Source organism: Spirillospora sp. NPDC047418 (assembly GCF_040643275.1).
Classification (GTDB): Bacteria; Actinomycetota; Actinomycetes; order Streptosporangiales; family Streptosporangiaceae; genus Spirillospora.
Genome location: NZ_JBEYTW010000107.1, coordinates 16086 through 30681, shown reverse-complemented (window position 1 = coordinate 30681; position 14596 = coordinate 16086). Strand labels below are relative to the sequence as shown.

General features: G+C 71.3%; 19 protein-coding genes and 1 pseudogene. 4 read left to right on the top strand and 16 right to left on the bottom strand.

Going from position 1 to position 14596, the window contains the following annotated elements; translation table 11 throughout:
• The 4 genes and pseudogenes from ABZ806_RS38725 to ABZ806_RS38710 form a co-directional block, all read right to left on the bottom strand.
• Nucleotides 1-337, bottom strand: a pseudogene (locus tag ABZ806_RS38725) (hypothetical protein); the annotation flags it as partial.
• 217 nt (nt 338-554) lie between these two features.
• A complete protein-coding gene (locus tag ABZ806_RS38720; RefSeq protein WP_500223409.1) occupies nt 555-2057 on the bottom strand; it encodes a bifunctional aminoglycoside phosphotransferase/ATP-binding protein in 1503 nt (500 codons plus the stop codon).
• Between the two features lie 5 nt (nt 2058-2062).
• Nucleotides 2063-2749, bottom strand: coding sequence for a CBS domain-containing protein (locus ABZ806_RS38715; protein ID WP_500223408.1), 687 nt, complete (start codon nt 2747-2749; stop codon nt 2063-2065).
• Nucleotides 2750-2777: 28 nt separating this feature from the next.
• A complete protein-coding gene (locus ABZ806_RS38710; protein ID WP_500223406.1) occupies nt 2778-3218 on the bottom strand; it encodes a universal stress protein in 441 nt (146 codons plus the stop codon).
• A 235-nt stretch (nt 3219-3453) separates the two neighbouring features.
• Here ABZ806_RS38710 and ABZ806_RS38705 point away from each other — a divergent pair, with 235 nt between their 5' ends.
• Together ABZ806_RS38705 and ABZ806_RS38700 are read left to right on the top strand one after the other, a co-directional pair.
• Nucleotides 3454-4299, top strand: coding sequence for a universal stress protein (locus tag ABZ806_RS38705; RefSeq protein ID WP_500223404.1), 846 nt, complete (start codon nt 3454-3456; stop codon nt 4297-4299).
• A 111-nt stretch (nt 4300-4410) separates the two neighbouring features.
• A complete protein-coding gene (locus ABZ806_RS38700) occupies nt 4411-4950 on the top strand; it encodes a cyclic nucleotide-binding domain-containing protein (protein WP_500223402.1) in 540 nt (179 codons plus the stop codon).
• Between the two features lie 56 nt (nt 4951-5006).
• On the opposite strand, the gene ABZ806_RS38695 is transcribed toward ABZ806_RS38700, so the two are convergent.
• From ABZ806_RS38695 to ABZ806_RS38660, 8 genes are all read right to left on the bottom strand, one after another.
• The gene (locus tag ABZ806_RS38695) at nt 5007-5438 is read right to left on the bottom strand and encodes a pyridoxamine 5'-phosphate oxidase family protein (RefSeq protein ID WP_500223400.1); all 432 of its coding nucleotides are present in this window, start codon (nt 5436-5438) and stop codon (nt 5007-5009) included.
• Between the two features lie 229 nt (nt 5439-5667).
• Complete coding sequence (locus ABZ806_RS38690) at nt 5668-5997, bottom strand: pyridoxamine 5'-phosphate oxidase family protein (RefSeq protein WP_500223398.1); 330 nt, start codon at nt 5995-5997, stop codon at nt 5668-5670.
• Between the two features lie 109 nt (nt 5998-6106).
• Nucleotides 6107-7018, bottom strand: coding sequence for a carbamate kinase (locus ABZ806_RS38685; protein WP_500223394.1), 912 nt, complete (start codon nt 7016-7018; stop codon nt 6107-6109).
• Nucleotides 7015-7950, bottom strand: a complete 936-nt coding sequence (gene argF / locus ABZ806_RS38680) for an ornithine carbamoyltransferase (protein WP_500223392.1) — start codon at nt 7948-7950, stop codon at nt 7015-7017. The genes ABZ806_RS38685 and argF overlap by 4 nt, the downstream gene beginning before the upstream one ends.
• Nucleotides 7947-9179, bottom strand: a complete 1233-nt coding sequence (locus ABZ806_RS38675; protein ID WP_500223390.1) for an arginine deiminase — start codon at nt 9177-9179, stop codon at nt 7947-7949. The genes argF and ABZ806_RS38675 overlap by 4 nt, the downstream gene beginning before the upstream one ends.
• Nucleotides 9176-10543 (bottom strand): amino acid permease, encoded by a 1368-nt coding sequence (locus ABZ806_RS38670; protein ID WP_500223388.1) that lies wholly within the window; start codon nt 10541-10543, stop codon nt 9176-9178. The genes ABZ806_RS38675 and ABZ806_RS38670 overlap by 4 nt, the downstream gene beginning before the upstream one ends.
• Nucleotides 10544-10711: 168 nt before the next feature.
• A complete protein-coding gene (locus ABZ806_RS38665; protein ID WP_500223386.1) occupies nt 10712-11563 on the bottom strand; it encodes a universal stress protein in 852 nt (283 codons plus the stop codon).
• A 28-nt stretch (nt 11564-11591) separates the two neighbouring features.
• Entirely contained in the window at nt 11592-11813 is a 222-nt protein-coding gene (locus ABZ806_RS38660) for a hypothetical protein (protein ID WP_500223384.1), read from the bottom strand.
• Between the two features lie 357 nt (nt 11814-12170).
• Here ABZ806_RS38660 and ABZ806_RS38655 point away from each other — a divergent pair, with 357 nt between their 5' ends.
• Nucleotides 12171-13049 (top strand): universal stress protein, encoded by an 879-nt coding sequence (locus tag ABZ806_RS38655; protein WP_500223382.1) that lies wholly within the window; start codon nt 12171-12173, stop codon nt 13047-13049.
• Between the two features lie 72 nt (nt 13050-13121).
• Here ABZ806_RS38655 and ABZ806_RS38650 read toward each other — a convergent pair whose 3' ends face one another.
• From ABZ806_RS38650 to ABZ806_RS38635, 4 genes are all read right to left on the bottom strand, one after another.
• On the bottom strand, nt 13122-13247 hold the full coding sequence (locus tag ABZ806_RS38650) for a hypothetical protein (protein WP_500223380.1): 126 nt from the start codon (nt 13245-13247) through the stop codon (nt 13122-13124).
• Between the two features lie 141 nt (nt 13248-13388).
• A complete protein-coding gene (locus ABZ806_RS38645) occupies nt 13389-13838 on the bottom strand; it encodes a hypothetical protein (protein ID WP_500223378.1) in 450 nt (149 codons plus the stop codon).
• Nucleotides 13826-14035 carry a hypothetical protein gene (locus tag ABZ806_RS38640; RefSeq protein ID WP_500223376.1) on the bottom strand — a complete coding sequence of 70 codons (210 nt, stop codon included), beginning with the start codon at nt 14033-14035 and terminating at the stop codon, nt 13826-13828. Before ABZ806_RS38640 ends, ABZ806_RS38645 begins: the two co-directional genes overlap by 13 nt.
• A complete protein-coding gene (locus ABZ806_RS38635) occupies nt 13978-14421 on the bottom strand; it encodes a recombinase family protein (RefSeq protein WP_500223412.1) in 444 nt (147 codons plus the stop codon). The genes ABZ806_RS38640 and ABZ806_RS38635 overlap by 58 nt, the downstream gene beginning before the upstream one ends.
• Here ABZ806_RS38635 and ABZ806_RS38630 point away from each other — a divergent pair.
• Nucleotides 14408-14545 (top strand): hypothetical protein, encoded by a 138-nt coding sequence (locus ABZ806_RS38630; protein ID WP_500223414.1) that lies wholly within the window; start codon nt 14408-14410, stop codon nt 14543-14545. The genes ABZ806_RS38635 and ABZ806_RS38630 overlap by 14 nt on opposite strands.
• Nucleotides 14546-14596: the final 51 nt, after the last annotated feature.

The following is a 14596-nucleotide window of genomic DNA, read 5'->3' as shown; positions in this document are numbered from 1 at the left end:
CGAGCCCGATCATGAACAGCCAGTCCGCCCACGCGGCGCCGGCCAGGTCGTTGTAGAGCCCCGCGAACGGGCCCTTGGGGGCGTGCGCCAGGAACCCCTCGGTGGGGCTGCCGCCGTCCAGCCAGCCCTTGCCCGCCGGGGTCTCGTGGCCCAGCCCGAACAGCTTGTCCACGAACGCCCACGCGAAGATCCAGCCCAGCGCCAGCCGGGCCGCGGCCCAGGCGTAGCGGGCGGCGGGAGTCTCGGTCAGGGGCTTGGGAGCCACCACCCGGATCAGGGTGCCGCGTCCCGCGTGCGTCTTGTGCTCGGAGACTGCCATCGCCGTCTCACCCTCCATCACATCGCCGGTTCCTTCGCCTCTCACTCAACTCCGGCCAGCCCTTTGCCCATAGGTCCGTTCGGTCCGTGATCAGCGGGACTTACGTCCCCATATCCGGCAATGGGCAGGGCCTGAAGTCCGTCGGGCCGAGAAGTCGGTCTCTGCAGGACCGGAGACCGGACGTCTACCGTCGCTTCAGGCAGGGACGGAACCGCCACTGTGTTCTGCCGCTCGCTCAGTCGGGGGAGAGGAACGGGAGGCGCTCCTGCGGGTGTTCGGGGCGGTGTGGTTGAACGATGCCGAGCGCTTGTTCGGCGGCGTTGGCCAGCGTCCCGCTGGTGTCGATCGGACTCGACTCGGGCCATGGTGCCGCGTGTGCATGCATGGCGGTGGCGATGGCGGCGTCGGCGTCGGATGCGCCCCGCGCACGGGCGCGGATCCGCTCTATGGCGAGGGCTTGCGGGGCCTCGCAGCGCAGGGGCGACAGGCGTGCGTGTTCGTGTTCGGCCACCAGGGCGAGGAGGTCGCGCTGCTCCTTCGATGTCCATGACGCGTCCAGGATGACCGTCTCCCCGAGCTGGAGCAGTTTCGTGGCGCGGTCGGCGAGTTCCTGGTAGGTGCGGTGGTTCCATTCGGGGCTGTACAGGCCGGTGCCGTAGGGGGCGGCGGCGGAGTCGAGGGGCGCGAGCCCGGCGAGTTCCTTGCGGACGCGGTCGCTGCTGAGGACCGAGCAGCCGAGCCGGTCGGCCAGGGCGCCGGCCAGGGAGGACTTGCCGGTGCCGGGCAGGCCGCCGACCAGGATCAGCCCGACCCGTCCGGCGCGCAGATGGCGCAGGGCGACATCGGCGTAGGCGCGTGCTTCGGCGGCCGCGTCCGGGTCGCCTTGGCCGTGGCGCAGGCAGGCGACCTTGGCGCGGACGAACGCCCGGTAGGCGATGTAGTGGTGGCGCAGCGAGGACGGTGCCGGGTCGGCGGCGAACGCGGCGTACTCGCCGAGGAAGTACTCCGCCAGGTCGGGGGCGCCGAGGCGTTCGAGGTCCATGGCCAGGAACGAGGCGTCGTCGAGCCCGTCCAGGCTGCGCAGTGCCCGGTCGAACTCCAGGCAGTCCAGGATGCGAGGGCCGTCGTCCAGGCAGAAGATGTCGCCGGCCAGCAGGTCGCCGTGGCCGTCGAGGACGCGGCCGTCGGCGATGCGCGCGTCGAACAGGACCGTGCGGCCGTTCAGGAACTCGTCGGTGAGCGCCTCGATCTCGGCCGCCGCGGCGGCGTCGAGCACCTCGCCGTGGAACGGGCGTACCTGGTCGAAGCTGTCGTGCCAGCGGGCCTGGACGGCTTCACGGGTGCCCTGGGCGCTGATCCGGGGACCGCGCGGGGCTCGGGCGTGCCAGGCCGCCAGGATGCGCGCGGTGTCGCGCAGCGCGTCCCGGACCGCTGCGCCGGCCGTGACCAGGGTGGCCAGCCGGCGGTCGGCGGGCATCCGGCGCATGACGACCAGGTGGTCGCAGACGCCGCCGTCCGGGCCGTGCACGTCGGCGACGCCGAGGTAGACGTCGGGAGCGAACCGCCGGTTGAGCCGGACCTCCTCGTGGCAGGCGCGCTCGCGGAGTTCGCGGGTGCTGAAGTCGAGGAAGCCCAGGCTCACCGGCTTCTTGATCTTGTAGGCGCGGTCTCCGGTGAAGAAGACGACACCGATGTGGGTCTCGCTGACGGCGGCGTAGCCGGGTGCGGCGTTGTCCACGGGCCTCACGCTCTCGGATACGGGGCGGGGCGGGTGTCGTCGTGGTCGTACCCGAGAGTGTCCACGACATCCACGACGCCCTCGGTGGCGGCGGTCAGCCGGACGACGATCGGGATGAGACTCTTCTGCTCCACGCGCCCGGTGAGGTGGACGACCCCTTCCTGGACACGGACGTGCAGCTCGCCGGGGTCCTGCCAGAGCTTGGTGATCAGGACGTCCCGGATGACCTCGTCGCGGATCTCGGCGTCGTCGCGCTGGAAGACGCGCAGCAGGTCGCGCCGGGCCACGATCCCGGCGAGCCGCCCGTCCTCGTCGATGACCGGCATGGCCTTGAACCCGTGGCCGTTCAGCTGCCGCGCGGCCTGGGCGATGGAGGTGTCCGGGGCGACGGAGACGACCGGCGTGCTCATCAGCCCCCGGGCGTCCACGGCCGCGGCCTTGGCCTCCGCTTCGGAGTGGCGCCGGATCTTGTCCCGCAGCGGCCGGTGGGCGGCGCCGCCGTCCTTGTACTCCTGCTTGCGGAGCAGATCGGCTTCGGTGACGATGCCGGTCACGCGGCGCGCGGTGTCCAGAACGGGCACCCCGCTGATGCCGTGTTCGGCCATCGTGTCGGTGATCTCGGCGAACGGGGTCTCTTCGGTCACCGTCACGACGCTCTTGGTCATGACGTCCTGGACGGTCCGGCGTTTCATGGTCTCCTCCTGAGACTTCTCCCCGCGCTCACGGGGCCTCGGATGCGGTGGTGTGGTCGGCGCAGATCACGATCTGGCAGCGTGCGCCTTCGCGCACGACCGGGACGGTGTCCCCGCCGAGCGGGTTTCCGTGCTCGGAGTGCACGCGGGCACCGATGACCAGGAGTTCGGCGTGCTCGGCCGCCCGGGCGAGCGCTTCGCCGGGGCCACCGCGGACGACGCGGAGCCGGGTGCTCAGGTGCTGGGCGCGCGGGATGGCGCCGGCGACCAGGCGGCGCAACCGCAACCACTCGCGTGCGGTCCGCAGGGGTCGGGGCGTCGTGGCGCCGTCCGCCTCCAGAACGCGGACGACGTCGAGCCGCGCGTGGCGGTCGAGCGCCTCACGGGCGGCGCGGCGCAGCGCGGCCATGGAGTTGGGGGAACCGTCGACCCCAACGACGACGGAGCGGTGCTCGGGCATGACCCACATCGGCGACCTCCCTGAGTCACCTCCACCATCCCCCGGAGGCCGCCCGCAGGTCAGAGCCGACCGTCCCCGCAGGCGCGGGACCTTCGGCCCATCTGCGCCTTGAATCGGCCTGGGAGGGGAAGCGAGTCCCAGGGCGCCCGATGCCGTGGCGGAAGTCCTCGTGCGAAGGGCCCTTCGACCCTGTGGCAGCGGCTCGTCCAGGGGTGGGATGGAGTGGATGAGACGAGGAGGCGCCATGAGCCATGTGGTCGTGGGCTACGACGGGACCAGCGACAGTGAGCGGGCTCTGCGATGGGCGGTCAAGGAGGCGCAGCTGCGGCGGATGCCGCTGACGGTGTGCCACGCATGGCGCTGGCCGTACCCGGTCAGCTACATCGACTACGAGGGCGTGGCCATCGTCCGCCGGATGGGCGAGCACCTCCTCGATCACGGTGTGGCGCTCGCGCGGGAGCTGGCGCCCGGCCTGACGGTGCGCAAGCGGCTGAAGGACGGCAGCGCGGCTCCGGCGCTGCTGAACGAGGCCGGGGACGCGGACCTGATCGTGGTCGGTTCGCACGAACCGGACGAGATGTCCGTGGGCTCGACGGCGCTGCGCGTGCCGGCCAAGGCGGACCGTCCCGTGGTGCTCGTCCGGTCGGCCGCCCCGCGCGACGGGCTGGTGGTCGTCGGTGTGGACGGCTCGGACGGCGCGGATGCGGCGCTGGCCTTCGGGTTCGAGGAGGCTGCGCTGCGCGGCTGGCGGCTGCGTGCCGTGTACGGCTGCTGGGAGCCGGGCGCGGCGCCTGACGGTGATCTTTCGCTGTTCGGCGACGAGGACAGGCTGCGCCGCGTGTGCGGCGCCGTCCTGGAACGTGCCGTGGCGCCCTGGTACACGAAGTACCCCCACGTCCAGGCCACGACGTCGCTGGTGCTGAAGTCGCCGCGCGAGGCGCTGTTCGAGGCGGCCGAGGACGCGACGCTGATGGTGGTGGGTGCGCGGGGCACGGGGGGCGTGGAGCCCCTGACCCTCGGCGCGACGAGTGACGCGCTGCTCAAACACGTTCCGTGCACGGTGGCCGTTGTGCCGAACCGTATTCGGTGAAGGCGTGGGCCTTCGTGGTGGCCGTTCACAGGCCGTGCGCCTGCTCACTGGCCCGGCACTTTGCCGGGTCGGTGGGCTGAGGACGAACGAACGTGCAAGGGAGTGAGTCGGATGAGCACTGTGACCGGTGCGGATCTCGCGCGTGAACCGTTCTTGAACGGCATGAGGAGCGTTGGCCTGCGCAGGCTGGCGACGGCGGCCCGGTTCACCGAGTTCCCGGCGGGAAGGCGCATCTTCAGCGAATCCGACCCGGCCGAACGGTTCTGGCTCGTCCGGGAGGGAACCGTGATCGTCGACTTGCGCGTGCCTCGCCGCGGCCCCGTCATCATCGATACTTTCGGTGCGGGTTCTGTGCTGGGCTGGTCGTGGCTGTTCCGTCCGTACCAGTGGCATTTCGGTGGCGTCGCCGCCACCCCGGTGCGGGCCGTTGAGTTCGATGGACGCCTCGTCCGGACGCTCTGCGCCGTCGACCCTTCCATGGGCTATGAATTGACGCGCCGCTTCGCCGGACTCGTCGTGGAACGGCTGGAGGCGACCCAGTCACGGCTGACGGAACTCTCCGAAGCAATCGCCGGTAGCGACGCTCCGTTCCCCTCCCTGCACGGAACCGATGGCACAGCGGAGTCGTGGTCAGGGGAGCGCCGGCACTGATCTGGTCACCGGCCGTGGTGAGGCCGTGAGCGGCAGGGCCGGACGAGGCAGAGGATCTAGGGCGTGACGGCCGCCTGGCCGGCGTTGCCGATTCGGCGGCCCGTGATGAGTTCGGGGCGGACGCGGATGAAGGTGTCGCGTTCCACCGGTGCCCACGTGCGCAGCGGCAGGGCCGCCAGCGCGGTGATCTCGCGGGGGTCGGCAACGCGCCGTGCGCGGCCGACGGCGACCACGGACCAGCCGGTCTCGGCCTCGATGTCGTAGTCGTCGATCTCGAACGCCACGATGGTGTCGGCGGCGGCAGTCGCGAGCCTCGACGTCCGCGACACCTTGATCACGATGTCGCCGCGGCTGAGGGCGAAGTTGACCGGCTGGACGGCCGGGAGCGCCTGGTGGGTGAAGACGATCCGTCCGATCACGGCGCGTGCGAGGAGGGCGCGGCACTCGTCCTCGTCCAGGATCCGCAGGCCGCTCTGATCGAGCTGCATGCCAACAGAGTGCCGGGGTCGCGGCGGGCGGCGTCAGGGCCGAAGGTCCTGCACAACGTGTCATCGCCGGTGGCGGTGTGCGCCTCCACCAGCCTGGCGGACGGTATCACGTGGCTTCGCCTCTGGGGTCGATGCGTTCTGTCGTGACTCCGCCGGCATGCAAGGGGATGCGGCGGCCGCTGATGCGGCCGGGAGTCAGCCGTACAAAGAGATCCTTGGGGGAACGGATTTACGGGTGGAGAGGGAGTTTCCGGAGGCGTTCCCTCTCGTCCGGATCGGTGACGATCTCGGCCTGGCCGGTGATGAGGACGCTCCAGGCGGTCCTGAGCGCCGGTTCGAGGTCGTCGGCTTCGAACGTGAGCGGGCGCCCGCCGCGGACGGCATCGAGTTTGGCGCCGGGGGCGGTGGTGAAGACGAGGGCTTCGCCGTCCATGACGAAGTTGACCGGCAGGATGGTGACGGTCCTGTCGTCCTCGGCCCAAGCGATCCGGCCGACGGCCACCGGCTCGATGAGTGTCAGGCAGGTGGCTTGATCGAGATACTGAAGTTCGTCGCTCATGGGCCCTCCGTTAACGGTTGCTGTTCCCCTTCGGGGCTTGTACTCGGATTTCCCTGGAGGAAACGCACAGTTCTCGCACGGGAGGTCTTCCCAGTAGGAGCCGGTCTGGTCAGGAGCGTGGTTCGTCGTTCTCCACTCGAGTGCCCGCGGTACCGGACAGCAGCGCGGGGATGTCGGTGAGTGAGCCGATGACCGCGACGGCGCCCCGGCGATGCTCGGCGAAGCGGCAGGCGGCCTCGGCCTTGGGGCCCATGGAACCATCCGGCAGATCGATCGCCCGCAACGCCCGAGGAGAGATCCGGCCGATGGGACGGGCGTCCGCCGTCCCGTAGCCGCGCATGACGGCCGGGACGTCGGTGAGGAGCAGCAGCACATCGGCCTTGAGGTGTTCGGCGAGCAGTGCCGCCGCGAGGTCCTTATCCACCACGGCCTCGACTCCCTGGTGATCTGGATCTACCGGGACGCCGCCACCGCCTGCGGCGATGACCAGGCAGCTGTCGTCGACGAGCCGGGCAATGGTGGGGAGCTCCACGATGCCGCGCGGCTCGGGCGATGGGACGACCCTGCGCCAGGCGGCCCCGTCCTGGCGGACATCCCAACCGTGCTCGGCCTGCAGCCGGTGCGCCTCGGAGGCCGGGTACGTGCGGCCGATGAACTTCGTCGGGTGGGCGAACGCGGGGTCGTCAGGGGCGACGACGGTCTCGGTGAGCACGGCGACGGTCTCGCGGCCGGGCAGGGCTCGGCGCAGCTCCCGGGCGAGCCAGTAGCCGATCATGCCCTGGGTCTGGGCGCTGAGGACGTCGAGCGGGTAGGGCGCCGACAGCGCCGGATCGGTGGCGCTCTCCACGGCCAGCAGCCCGACTTGCGGCCCGTTGCCATGGGTGATGACCAGTTCGTTCCCGGACGCCGCGGCGGCCAGGCCGCGCACGGACGCGCGGATGCGCCCGATCTGGACGGACGCGTCGAGCGGGTCGCCCCGGCGGAGCAGCGCATTGCCTCCCAGGGCCGCGACGATCCTCATCGGTGTCCCTTCAGCCGGTCGGTGAGCAGCGTGTACAGGACGGCCTGGGTGGCGGGCAGGCGGTTGGCGGCCTGACGGAAGGCCAGGGACCGGCCGCCGTCGATGACGCCTGGAGTGACCTCTTCGCCGCGGTGGGCGGGCAGGCAGTGCATGAAGACGGCGTCGTCGCGGGCGAATGCCATGAGGTGCTCGTCGACCCGGTAGGGCGTGAGCGCATTTCGGCGTCGCGCCTGGTCATCCGCAGGGTCGCCCATCGACAGCCAGACGTCGGTGTAGACGACGTCGGCGCTCTTGACGGCCTCGCCGGGGTCATTGGTGAGGACGAAGCCGCCGCCGTTGCGGTCGGCTTCGGTGGCGGTGAAGGCGATGGCCTCGTCCGGGGGCTCGTATCCGGGCGGGGTCGCCACGGCGATGTCCATGCCGGCCAGGGCCGCCGCCTCCATCAGGCTGCGGGCGACGTTGCCGCCGTCGCCCACGTAGGCGATGCGGTGGCCGCGCAGATGCCCGAAGTGCTCCTGGACGGTGAGCAGGTCGGCGACGGCCTGCAGTGGATGGTGGCCGTCGGTCAGGGCGTTGACGACTGGGATCGGCGCCGCCGACGCCAGTTCCCGGACGTCGGCGTCGGCGAACGTGCGGATCACGATCGCTGCGGCGTAGGAGCCCATCACCCGTGCGGTGTCGGCGATGGTCTCGCCGCGCCGCAGTTGCAGCTCGTCCGGCCCGACGGCGACGGGGGTGCCGCCGAGCCGGGTCACCGCCGCCGCGGTCGACAGCCGGGTCCGGGTGGAGGGTTTGGCGAAGTACATCGGCACCATGCGGTGGGCGAGCAGGTGACCCGCCGATCCGGGGGTGTCCTGGAAGCCGGTTGCCAGCTCCAGCAGCAGGGTCAGGTCGGCTGAGGTCAGGTCGGTGATGCGCAGGAGGTCTTTCACGGGGTCACCTCGTCGCGTTCGAGGGGGCAGCTCATGCAGCGGGGACCGCCGCGGCCGCGGCCGAGTTCGCCCCCCGGAATGGTGATGACCTCGATGCCGTGGTGGCGGAGCATGGTGTTGGTGGTGACGTTGCGCTCGTAGGCGATGACGACGCCGGGCGCGATGGCCAGGACGTTGTTGCCGTCGTCCCACTGCTCGCGTTCGGCGGCCCGGACGTCCTGCTGCGCGGTCAGCACGTGGATGCGGGGCAGGCCCAGCGCACGCGCGATCGCAGGGAAAAGCGCCTCGTTCTCGTGGACCAGGACCTCGCGGCCGTGGTCGTGGCCCGGCGACAGGGTGTAAGAACGCAGCGGCGGCAGCTCGGGGTAGACGGTGAAGGTCTCGGGGCCGACCATGGTCAGGACGGTGTCCAGGTGCATGAACGCGCGGCGCCGGGGCAGCTGCGCGGCGATGATCCGCTGGGCCGCGCCGGCGGTGAACAGCCGCCGGGCGAGCAGTTCGATGGCCTGCGGCGTGGTGCGCTCGCTCATCCCGATCAGTACGGCGCCGTGCCCGAGGACGTGGACGTCGCCGCCCTCGAGTGAGGGCAGGGCGGAGTCGGCGCCCGGATACCAGACGGGCGCGTCCTGCTCGGCGAACAGCGGATGGTGCCGGTAGATCGCGGCCAGGTGGGCGGTCTCGCGGCGCCGTGCGGGCTTGGCCATCGGGTGCAGGGTGACCCCGCCGTAGATCCACGCGGACGGGTCGCGGGTGAACATGTGGTTGGGCAGCGGCGCCAGCACGAAGTCGCCGTCGTCCAGCGACGACAGCAGCAGGCTGGCCGCGGGCAGGCCGAGTTCGGCCTTGGTGAGCCCGCCGATCAGGTGCCGGGCGAGGGTGGCGGGGGCCATCTCGTCCAGCGCGTCCCGGACCGGGCCGGCCAGTGTCGGGCCGAGCGCGGTCTCGGACGCGGTCCGGTCGAGGATATGGTCGCGGGCCTCACCGATCTTGAGGGTCTCGGCGAGCAGATCGGCGAGGTGATGCACCTGGACGCCTCGTTCGCGCAGGGTGTCGGCGAACACGTCGTGTTCCTGGCGGGCGCGTTTGGCCCAGAGCACCTCGTCGAAGAGCAGGTCGTCCTTGTTGGCCGGGGTGAGGCGGAGCAGTTCCAGGTCGGGGCGGTGCAGCAGGACCTGCCGCAGCCGCCCGACCTCGGAGGAGACGGTGAACACAGGTTGCCTTTCCCTCATGCGGCTTTCGCGGGTGGTTCGGGTTCGCCGGCTTCGACGGCCTGGACGGCGGTGCGCTGGTCGCGGTACTTCAGCCAGGCGTAGACGGGCATGCCGGCGAAGATGAGCAGCGTGCCCTTGTAGACGACCTCGTAGCCGGCGCCGGCGATGGCCCAGACGGTGTAGCCGAAGGCCAGCAGGGCGATGACGGCGTCGCGGGCCAGGCGCCGGCCGGTGAACGCGGTGCGGTCGGTGGCCAGCAGCACCAGTTCGGCCAGCGAGGCGTAGGCGTAGGGGATGACGGTGGTCAGGGTGGCCAGCAGGATGATGAAGGTGAACTGGTCGACCAGGCTCGCGTTGTAGTTCATGAGCATCAGCCCGGTGACCAGGACGCTGGAGACGACCAGCCCGACGATCGGGGTGCCGCCGCGTCCGGTGCGGGTGAACACGCGCGGGAACAGCCCGTCGCGGGCGGCGGCGAACGGGATCTGGCCCTGCAGCAGGATCCAGCCGTTGAGGGCGCCGAACGCGCTGATCGCGGCGCCGACCGCGACCAGGTCGGCGGCCCAGCCGCCGAACGCGGCGTCGGCGGCGTCGGCGAACGGCGCGGTCGAGGTGGCCAGCGCGGCGGCGGGCACCAGGCCGAGGACCGCGACGGTGCCCAGAATGTAGATCAGCGCGGTGACGGCGGTCCCGGCGACGGTGGCGCGCGGGATGTTCTTCTCCGGGTGGACGACGTCCTCGGCCGGGACGGTGGCCGACTCCAGCCCGATGAACGACCACAGTGTCAGCGCCGCCGCGGCGGTCACCGCCCCGAACGCGCTGCCGCCGCTGGCGTTGAACTCGCCGAAGTTGCCGGACTTGATGAAGAACAGGCCGCCGATCGCGATGAGCAGCAGCGGTACCAGCTTGATGATGGTGGTGGCGACCTGGACGGCGCCGGCTTGGCGGATCCCGTAGGCATTGATCGCGGTCAGGACCCAGATGGCCGCCAGGCCGACCGCGGCGGCCAGTATCTTGTCATCGCCCAGCGCGGGCCAGAAGTGGGCGAGATAGCCGACGAACGCGACCGCGATCGCCGCGTTCCCGGCCCATACCGCGATCCAGTAGCCCCACGCGGTCTGGAATCCGACGAAGTCGCCGAAGGCCCGGCGCGCGTAGGCGTAGGGGCCGCCGGTCTTGGGGTAGGCGCGGGACAGGCGGGCGAACACCAGGGCCAGCAGGATCGCGCCGGCCGCGGTGAACCCCCAGGCGATCAGGCTGATCGGCCCGTACTCGGCCAGCGAGCTGGGCAACAGGAACACGCCCGACCCGATCATGTTGCCCACCACCAGGGCTGTGGCCATCCACAGCCCCAGCCTCCGGCGGGCCGGTTGCGCAGTCATCGGTGCCTCCTCTCGTCGGCGGCGTGACCGCCGCGATCTCAGCTGATCACCGCGCCTCCATGCCGGGCGCCGGGCGTTCGTCCCCAGGCCGGCGGACCAAAGCCCTGTTCCGCATGGCCCACCGGATCCGATCCGGGCACGCGGCACCCGGCGCACCGGAACCGGCGGTCACTCGTACGGGCGGACCACCGCGACGGGGCAGCGGGCATGGTGGATCACCCCGTGGCTCACCGAGCCGAGCGGGAACGACCGTCCCCGGGAGCCGACGACGACCAGGCCGGCGCCGGCCGAGGCCTGGCCGAGCATCTCGACCGGGTGGCCGATGACAACGTCCTCGGTGACCTTGACGGCCGGGTGCCGGCTCCGCCAGGGCGCCAGCGCGGCGACCAGGTGCTCGCGCAGGGTGTCGGTGGTGATCTGCAGGTCCACGCCCGCTTGGCCGGCGAGGGGCGCGGGATGCCAGGCGTGCAGTACCCGCAGCCGCGCTTCGCGTGCGGCCGCCGCGGTGAACGCGTGCTCGAGCAGGCTCCCGGGGTCCTCGGCCAGGTCCAGCCCGACCACGATCTCGCCGGCCGCCGCCTCGACCTGATCGCGGACCATGATCACCGGGCCGGGGTAGTGCCCGGCCAGGCGCAGGGCGGTGGAGCCGAGCAGCAGCCCGGCGAAGCCGCCGCGACCGCGATATCCGATCACGACCTCGGTTGCATCGCCGGCGTACTGCCGCAGCCCGGCCGGAACGTTCCGCTCATGGACGACCATGGTCTCCACGGTGAGTTCCGGCTGCTGCTGGAGCGCCCGGGCACGGCCGTCCCGCAGGATCCGGGTCGCCGCCTGGGCGAGTGCCTCGGAGATCCCGTCCGTCGTGTGTCCGGGAATGTCCAGTGTGGCCGTCTCCACGACGTGGACGAGATTCAAGGCCTTCCCGAACCGTGCGGCCTCATCCGCGGCCCAGGCGACGGCGCGGTCGGAAGCGGCCGAGCCGTCGATTCCTACGAGGACTTTCGTTCGTGGGGTGGACATTGTGCGTCTCCTTGGGGGTGGGGGCCCGTCAATGCGGGTCGGCCGGCGCCAGCGGCGGCAGCAGGAGCAGTTCGTGCGCTCGTCTGGCCGCCGGTGCCGTGTCGTCGTCGGGCGAGTCGAAGGGAGTGCCCTTCAAAGCGGTAGCCAGCAGGCGGGTGGCCTGTGCCAGAGCAGCGACCTGTCGTTCCAGCACCGCCACACGTTGCTCCAGGGCCAGAACGGAGGGATTGGGGCCGATCTGTCTCGCCATGGCGAAGCTCCTTTGCGTCGGCGCGCCGCCCGATGGCGGACGCGGGTGCCGACTACCGCGTCAGTGCGATGCTCACCGCGGAGGCCGGTGCCAGCGCCCCCAGCGTCGTTCTGGGTGGACGTCGTATCCAGGGACGTTCGTCATCGCCCGCGCAGCCATTCGGCCCGCATTGGCGCCTGCGTTCGGCGAGGCCCATCCGGGCTCCTCGCCGTCTTCGACCGCGCCGCCGGGCTCTGGCAGCCGGAGGGCCAAAGGTCCCTGATGGCCCGGACCGATGCCCCCTCCGTGGACGACGGGTCCCGAGCAAGGCTGGTGGTACATGGAGCCAATGGGCGTCTACGAGGTGGGGGAGAGGACATGAGCACAGAGATGGTCACTGGTGTCGTCGCCGGTTACGACGGTTCGCAGAACGGTGTCCGGGCCTTGGAATGGGCCGCGGACGAGGCTCGGGCCCGGGGCCTGCCGCTGACCGTGATCCACGCGTGGGAGTTCTCTGTCGGCGGCTCGATGGCCATGCCGATGGTGGATCTGCGGTCCCTGGCGCAGGAGACCCTGGACGGTGGTGTCGAGCATGTCCGGAAGGGCGCGCCCGACGTGCCGGTGCAGGGCGTCCTCGAATGCGGGCAGCCGGCCGCGAAACTGATCGAAGCGGGAAAGAGCGCCGCCCTGATCGTGCTGGGGCCGCGGGGCCTCGGCGGGTTCGCCGGCCTGGTGCTCGGGTCGGTCAGCGCCCAGGTGGCCGCGCACGCCTCCTGCCCCGTGGTGATCGCCAGAGGCAACCCGGACCGGCACTCGGGGACAGGGCCGGGGCATGTCGTGGTCGGTGTGGACGGCTCAGCGGCGTCCCAGGCCGCGCTGGCGATGGCGTTCACCGAAGCCGAACTGCACGGCCTGTCCGTGCACGCGGTGGCCGCGTGGGAACCGGAACCGGTGAAGGCCCCTCCACTGCTGGTCGACGAGGCCGGCATGCGGGAGGCTGCGACGGCACGGCTGGAGCAGCTGATGGCCCCCTTGCGGAACCTGCACCCTGGAGTGGACGCACAGGCCGAGGTCACGGTCGGCCCACCGCGTGAAGTCCTGCTGGACGCCGCGCAGGGCGCGCGTCTGCTCGTCGTCGGCTCGCGGGGACTGGGCGGCTTCCGCGGCCTCCTGCTCGGATCGGTCAGCCACGCCCTGGTACAGCACGCGCCCTGCCCGGTCGCGGTCGTCCACGCACCGCGGAACCCCAGCGACTAGCACTCACCGGACCCCGCCGATCGCCGCTCAGCGGCTGACCGTCCTGATCGGCGGGGCAGTAGGGGCGCGGCGTCAGGGGCCGATGCGGCGGCGGTCGAAGCCGGCCCAGGCCTCGTCCCACATTCGGTAGCGGCGCTTGTCGTAGCGGCGGCGCAGTAGCAGGTAGGTACCTGCCGGCACCAGACCTGCCGCCAGCACCGTCGTGGCTCCCGCCGCCGCTCGGGAGCGCATTGCCCGGTCGCGTCCCACCACACCCGGAACCACCATGCCGCCCCGCCGGGCCCCCGGGCGCACCGCACCTCCTGCCGCAGCCCAGGACCGAGCGCCCGCCCAGCCAGATCACCCGATCCCCGCGCGCAGGAAGTGGCCGCCGAGCCGGTGGTCCAGCCCCACCGCCTTGGACACCATCTCCACATCGCCGCCGGCCAGTTCGCGCAGGGCGGCGATCTCGTTGATGAAGCTGATCTTGGTCGCCAGCAGTGCGTTGGACGCCATTTCGGCCATCTCCGCGGACTCGACGTCCATCGTGACCACCGGCCCGTTGACGTCCTCATGCAGGTCCGCGGCCAGCCGCGCCGTGTCGGGATCCGACGCGCCGATCACCACCCGGTCCGGGTTCAAGAAGTCCTCGACCGCGCGGCCCTCCACGGTGAACTCGGGGTTCGCGGTGTCGCCGACAGGCCCGAGCCCGACCTCGTCGAGAACGGGCCGGACACGAACCCCGGTCCCCACCGGAACCGTGGTCTTCACCACCACCGCCCGCAGCCGCGGCCCCTTCAGCGAGCCCACGACCGACCACACACGCGACAGGTGGTCTGCATCCCCGAGGACGTCGGCGGAGTATCCACGCAGACGTACACGACCTCGGCTTCGGCCAGAGCCTCATCCAGGTCCAGCGTGAACGCTAGGCGGTCCTTGTTCTTGCTGATCAGGTCACCAACACCGGGCTCGTAGATCGGGATCTCACCGGCCTGCAGCAACCGCACCTTCTCCGGCTGGACGCGGCGGATGGTCTTGGTGCGACGTGATGCCGGGGCCTTGACGGCGGCGCCTTCGGAGTAGGCGGTGACGACCTCGGCGGCCGTGCCGTCATCGAGGGCGGTGGGGCGCCGAGGGTCTTGCCGGAGGACTCGGCGGCGGCGACGCCTTGGCGGGTGGTCTCGCTGATCATGTCGCGCTGGAATTCCAGGACGGAGGCCAGCACGTTGACCATCATCTTGGTGCCAGGGTGGTCGGCGGCCAGGTCGGTCCCCGACAGCGGCCCGGATTCGACACACAGGTGCAGGCCGCGGCGGATGAGGACGGGGCGCAGGGCGAGAATGTCGGCGACTGAGCGGAACAGGCGGGCGGCGCCGGCGATGGACCACCCCATCGTTGGCTTCGGTGTCGCTGCGCTGGTCGACGTTGCACTGTCCGTCATCGACAAGCTGGTTCACCAGTTCACGCAGCTTCATGTCGCCGGGATCGTCTTGCGACCTTGCCCCCTGTACCAGTGATCACTTCAAGCCCGGCTCCTACCTGCACTTTTCAGGGCGGCCGGCTGTTAG

Bases quoted from the DNA above. Each gene is read 5' to 3' on its own strand.
- ABZ806_RS38630 (WP_500223414.1), top strand. From the start codon at position 14,408: ATGGACCACCCCATCGTTGGCTTCGGTGTCGCTGCGCTGGTCGACGTT.
- ABZ806_RS38685 (WP_500223394.1), bottom strand. From the start codon at position 7,018: ATGAGGATCGTCGCGGCCCTGGGAGGCAATGCGCTGCTCCGCCGGGGC.
- ABZ806_RS38695 (WP_500223400.1), bottom strand. From the start codon at position 5,438: ATGCAGCTCGATCAGAGCGGCCTGCGGATCCTGGACGAGGACGAGTGC.
- ABZ806_RS38705 (WP_500223404.1), top strand. From the start codon at position 3,454: ATGAGCCATGTGGTCGTGGGCTACGACGGGACCAGCGACAGTGAGCGG.
- ABZ806_RS38715 (WP_500223408.1), bottom strand. From the start codon at position 2,749: ATGAAACGCCGGACCGTCCAGGACGTCATGACCAAGAGCGTCGTGACG.
- ABZ806_RS38655 (WP_500223382.1), top strand. From the start codon at position 12,171: ATGAGCACAGAGATGGTCACTGGTGTCGTCGCCGGTTACGACGGTTCG.
- ABZ806_RS38665 (WP_500223386.1), bottom strand. From the start codon at position 11,563: ATGTCCACCCCACGAACGAAAGTCCTCGTAGGAATCGACGGCTCGGCC.
- ABZ806_RS38675 (WP_500223390.1), bottom strand. From the start codon at position 9,179: ATGAGGGAAAGGCAACCTGTGTTCACCGTCTCCTCCGAGGTCGGGCGG.
- ABZ806_RS38635 (WP_500223412.1), bottom strand. From the start codon at position 14,421: ATGGGGTGGTCCATCGCCGGCGCCGCCCGCCTGTTCCGCTCAGTCGCC.
- ABZ806_RS38700 (WP_500223402.1), top strand. From the start codon at position 4,411: ATGAGCACTGTGACCGGTGCGGATCTCGCGCGTGAACCGTTCTTGAAC.
- ABZ806_RS38710 (WP_500223406.1), bottom strand. From the start codon at position 3,218: ATGTGGGTCATGCCCGAGCACCGCTCCGTCGTCGTTGGGGTCGACGGT.
- ABZ806_RS38670 (WP_500223388.1), bottom strand. From the start codon at position 10,543: ATGACTGCGCAACCGGCCCGCCGGAGGCTGGGGCTGTGGATGGCCACA.
- ABZ806_RS38690 (WP_500223398.1), bottom strand. From the start codon at position 5,997: ATGAGCGACGAACTTCAGTATCTCGATCAAGCCACCTGCCTGACACTC.
- ABZ806_RS38660 (WP_500223384.1), bottom strand. From the start codon at position 11,813: ATGGCGAGACAGATCGGCCCCAATCCCTCCGTTCTGGCCCTGGAGCAA.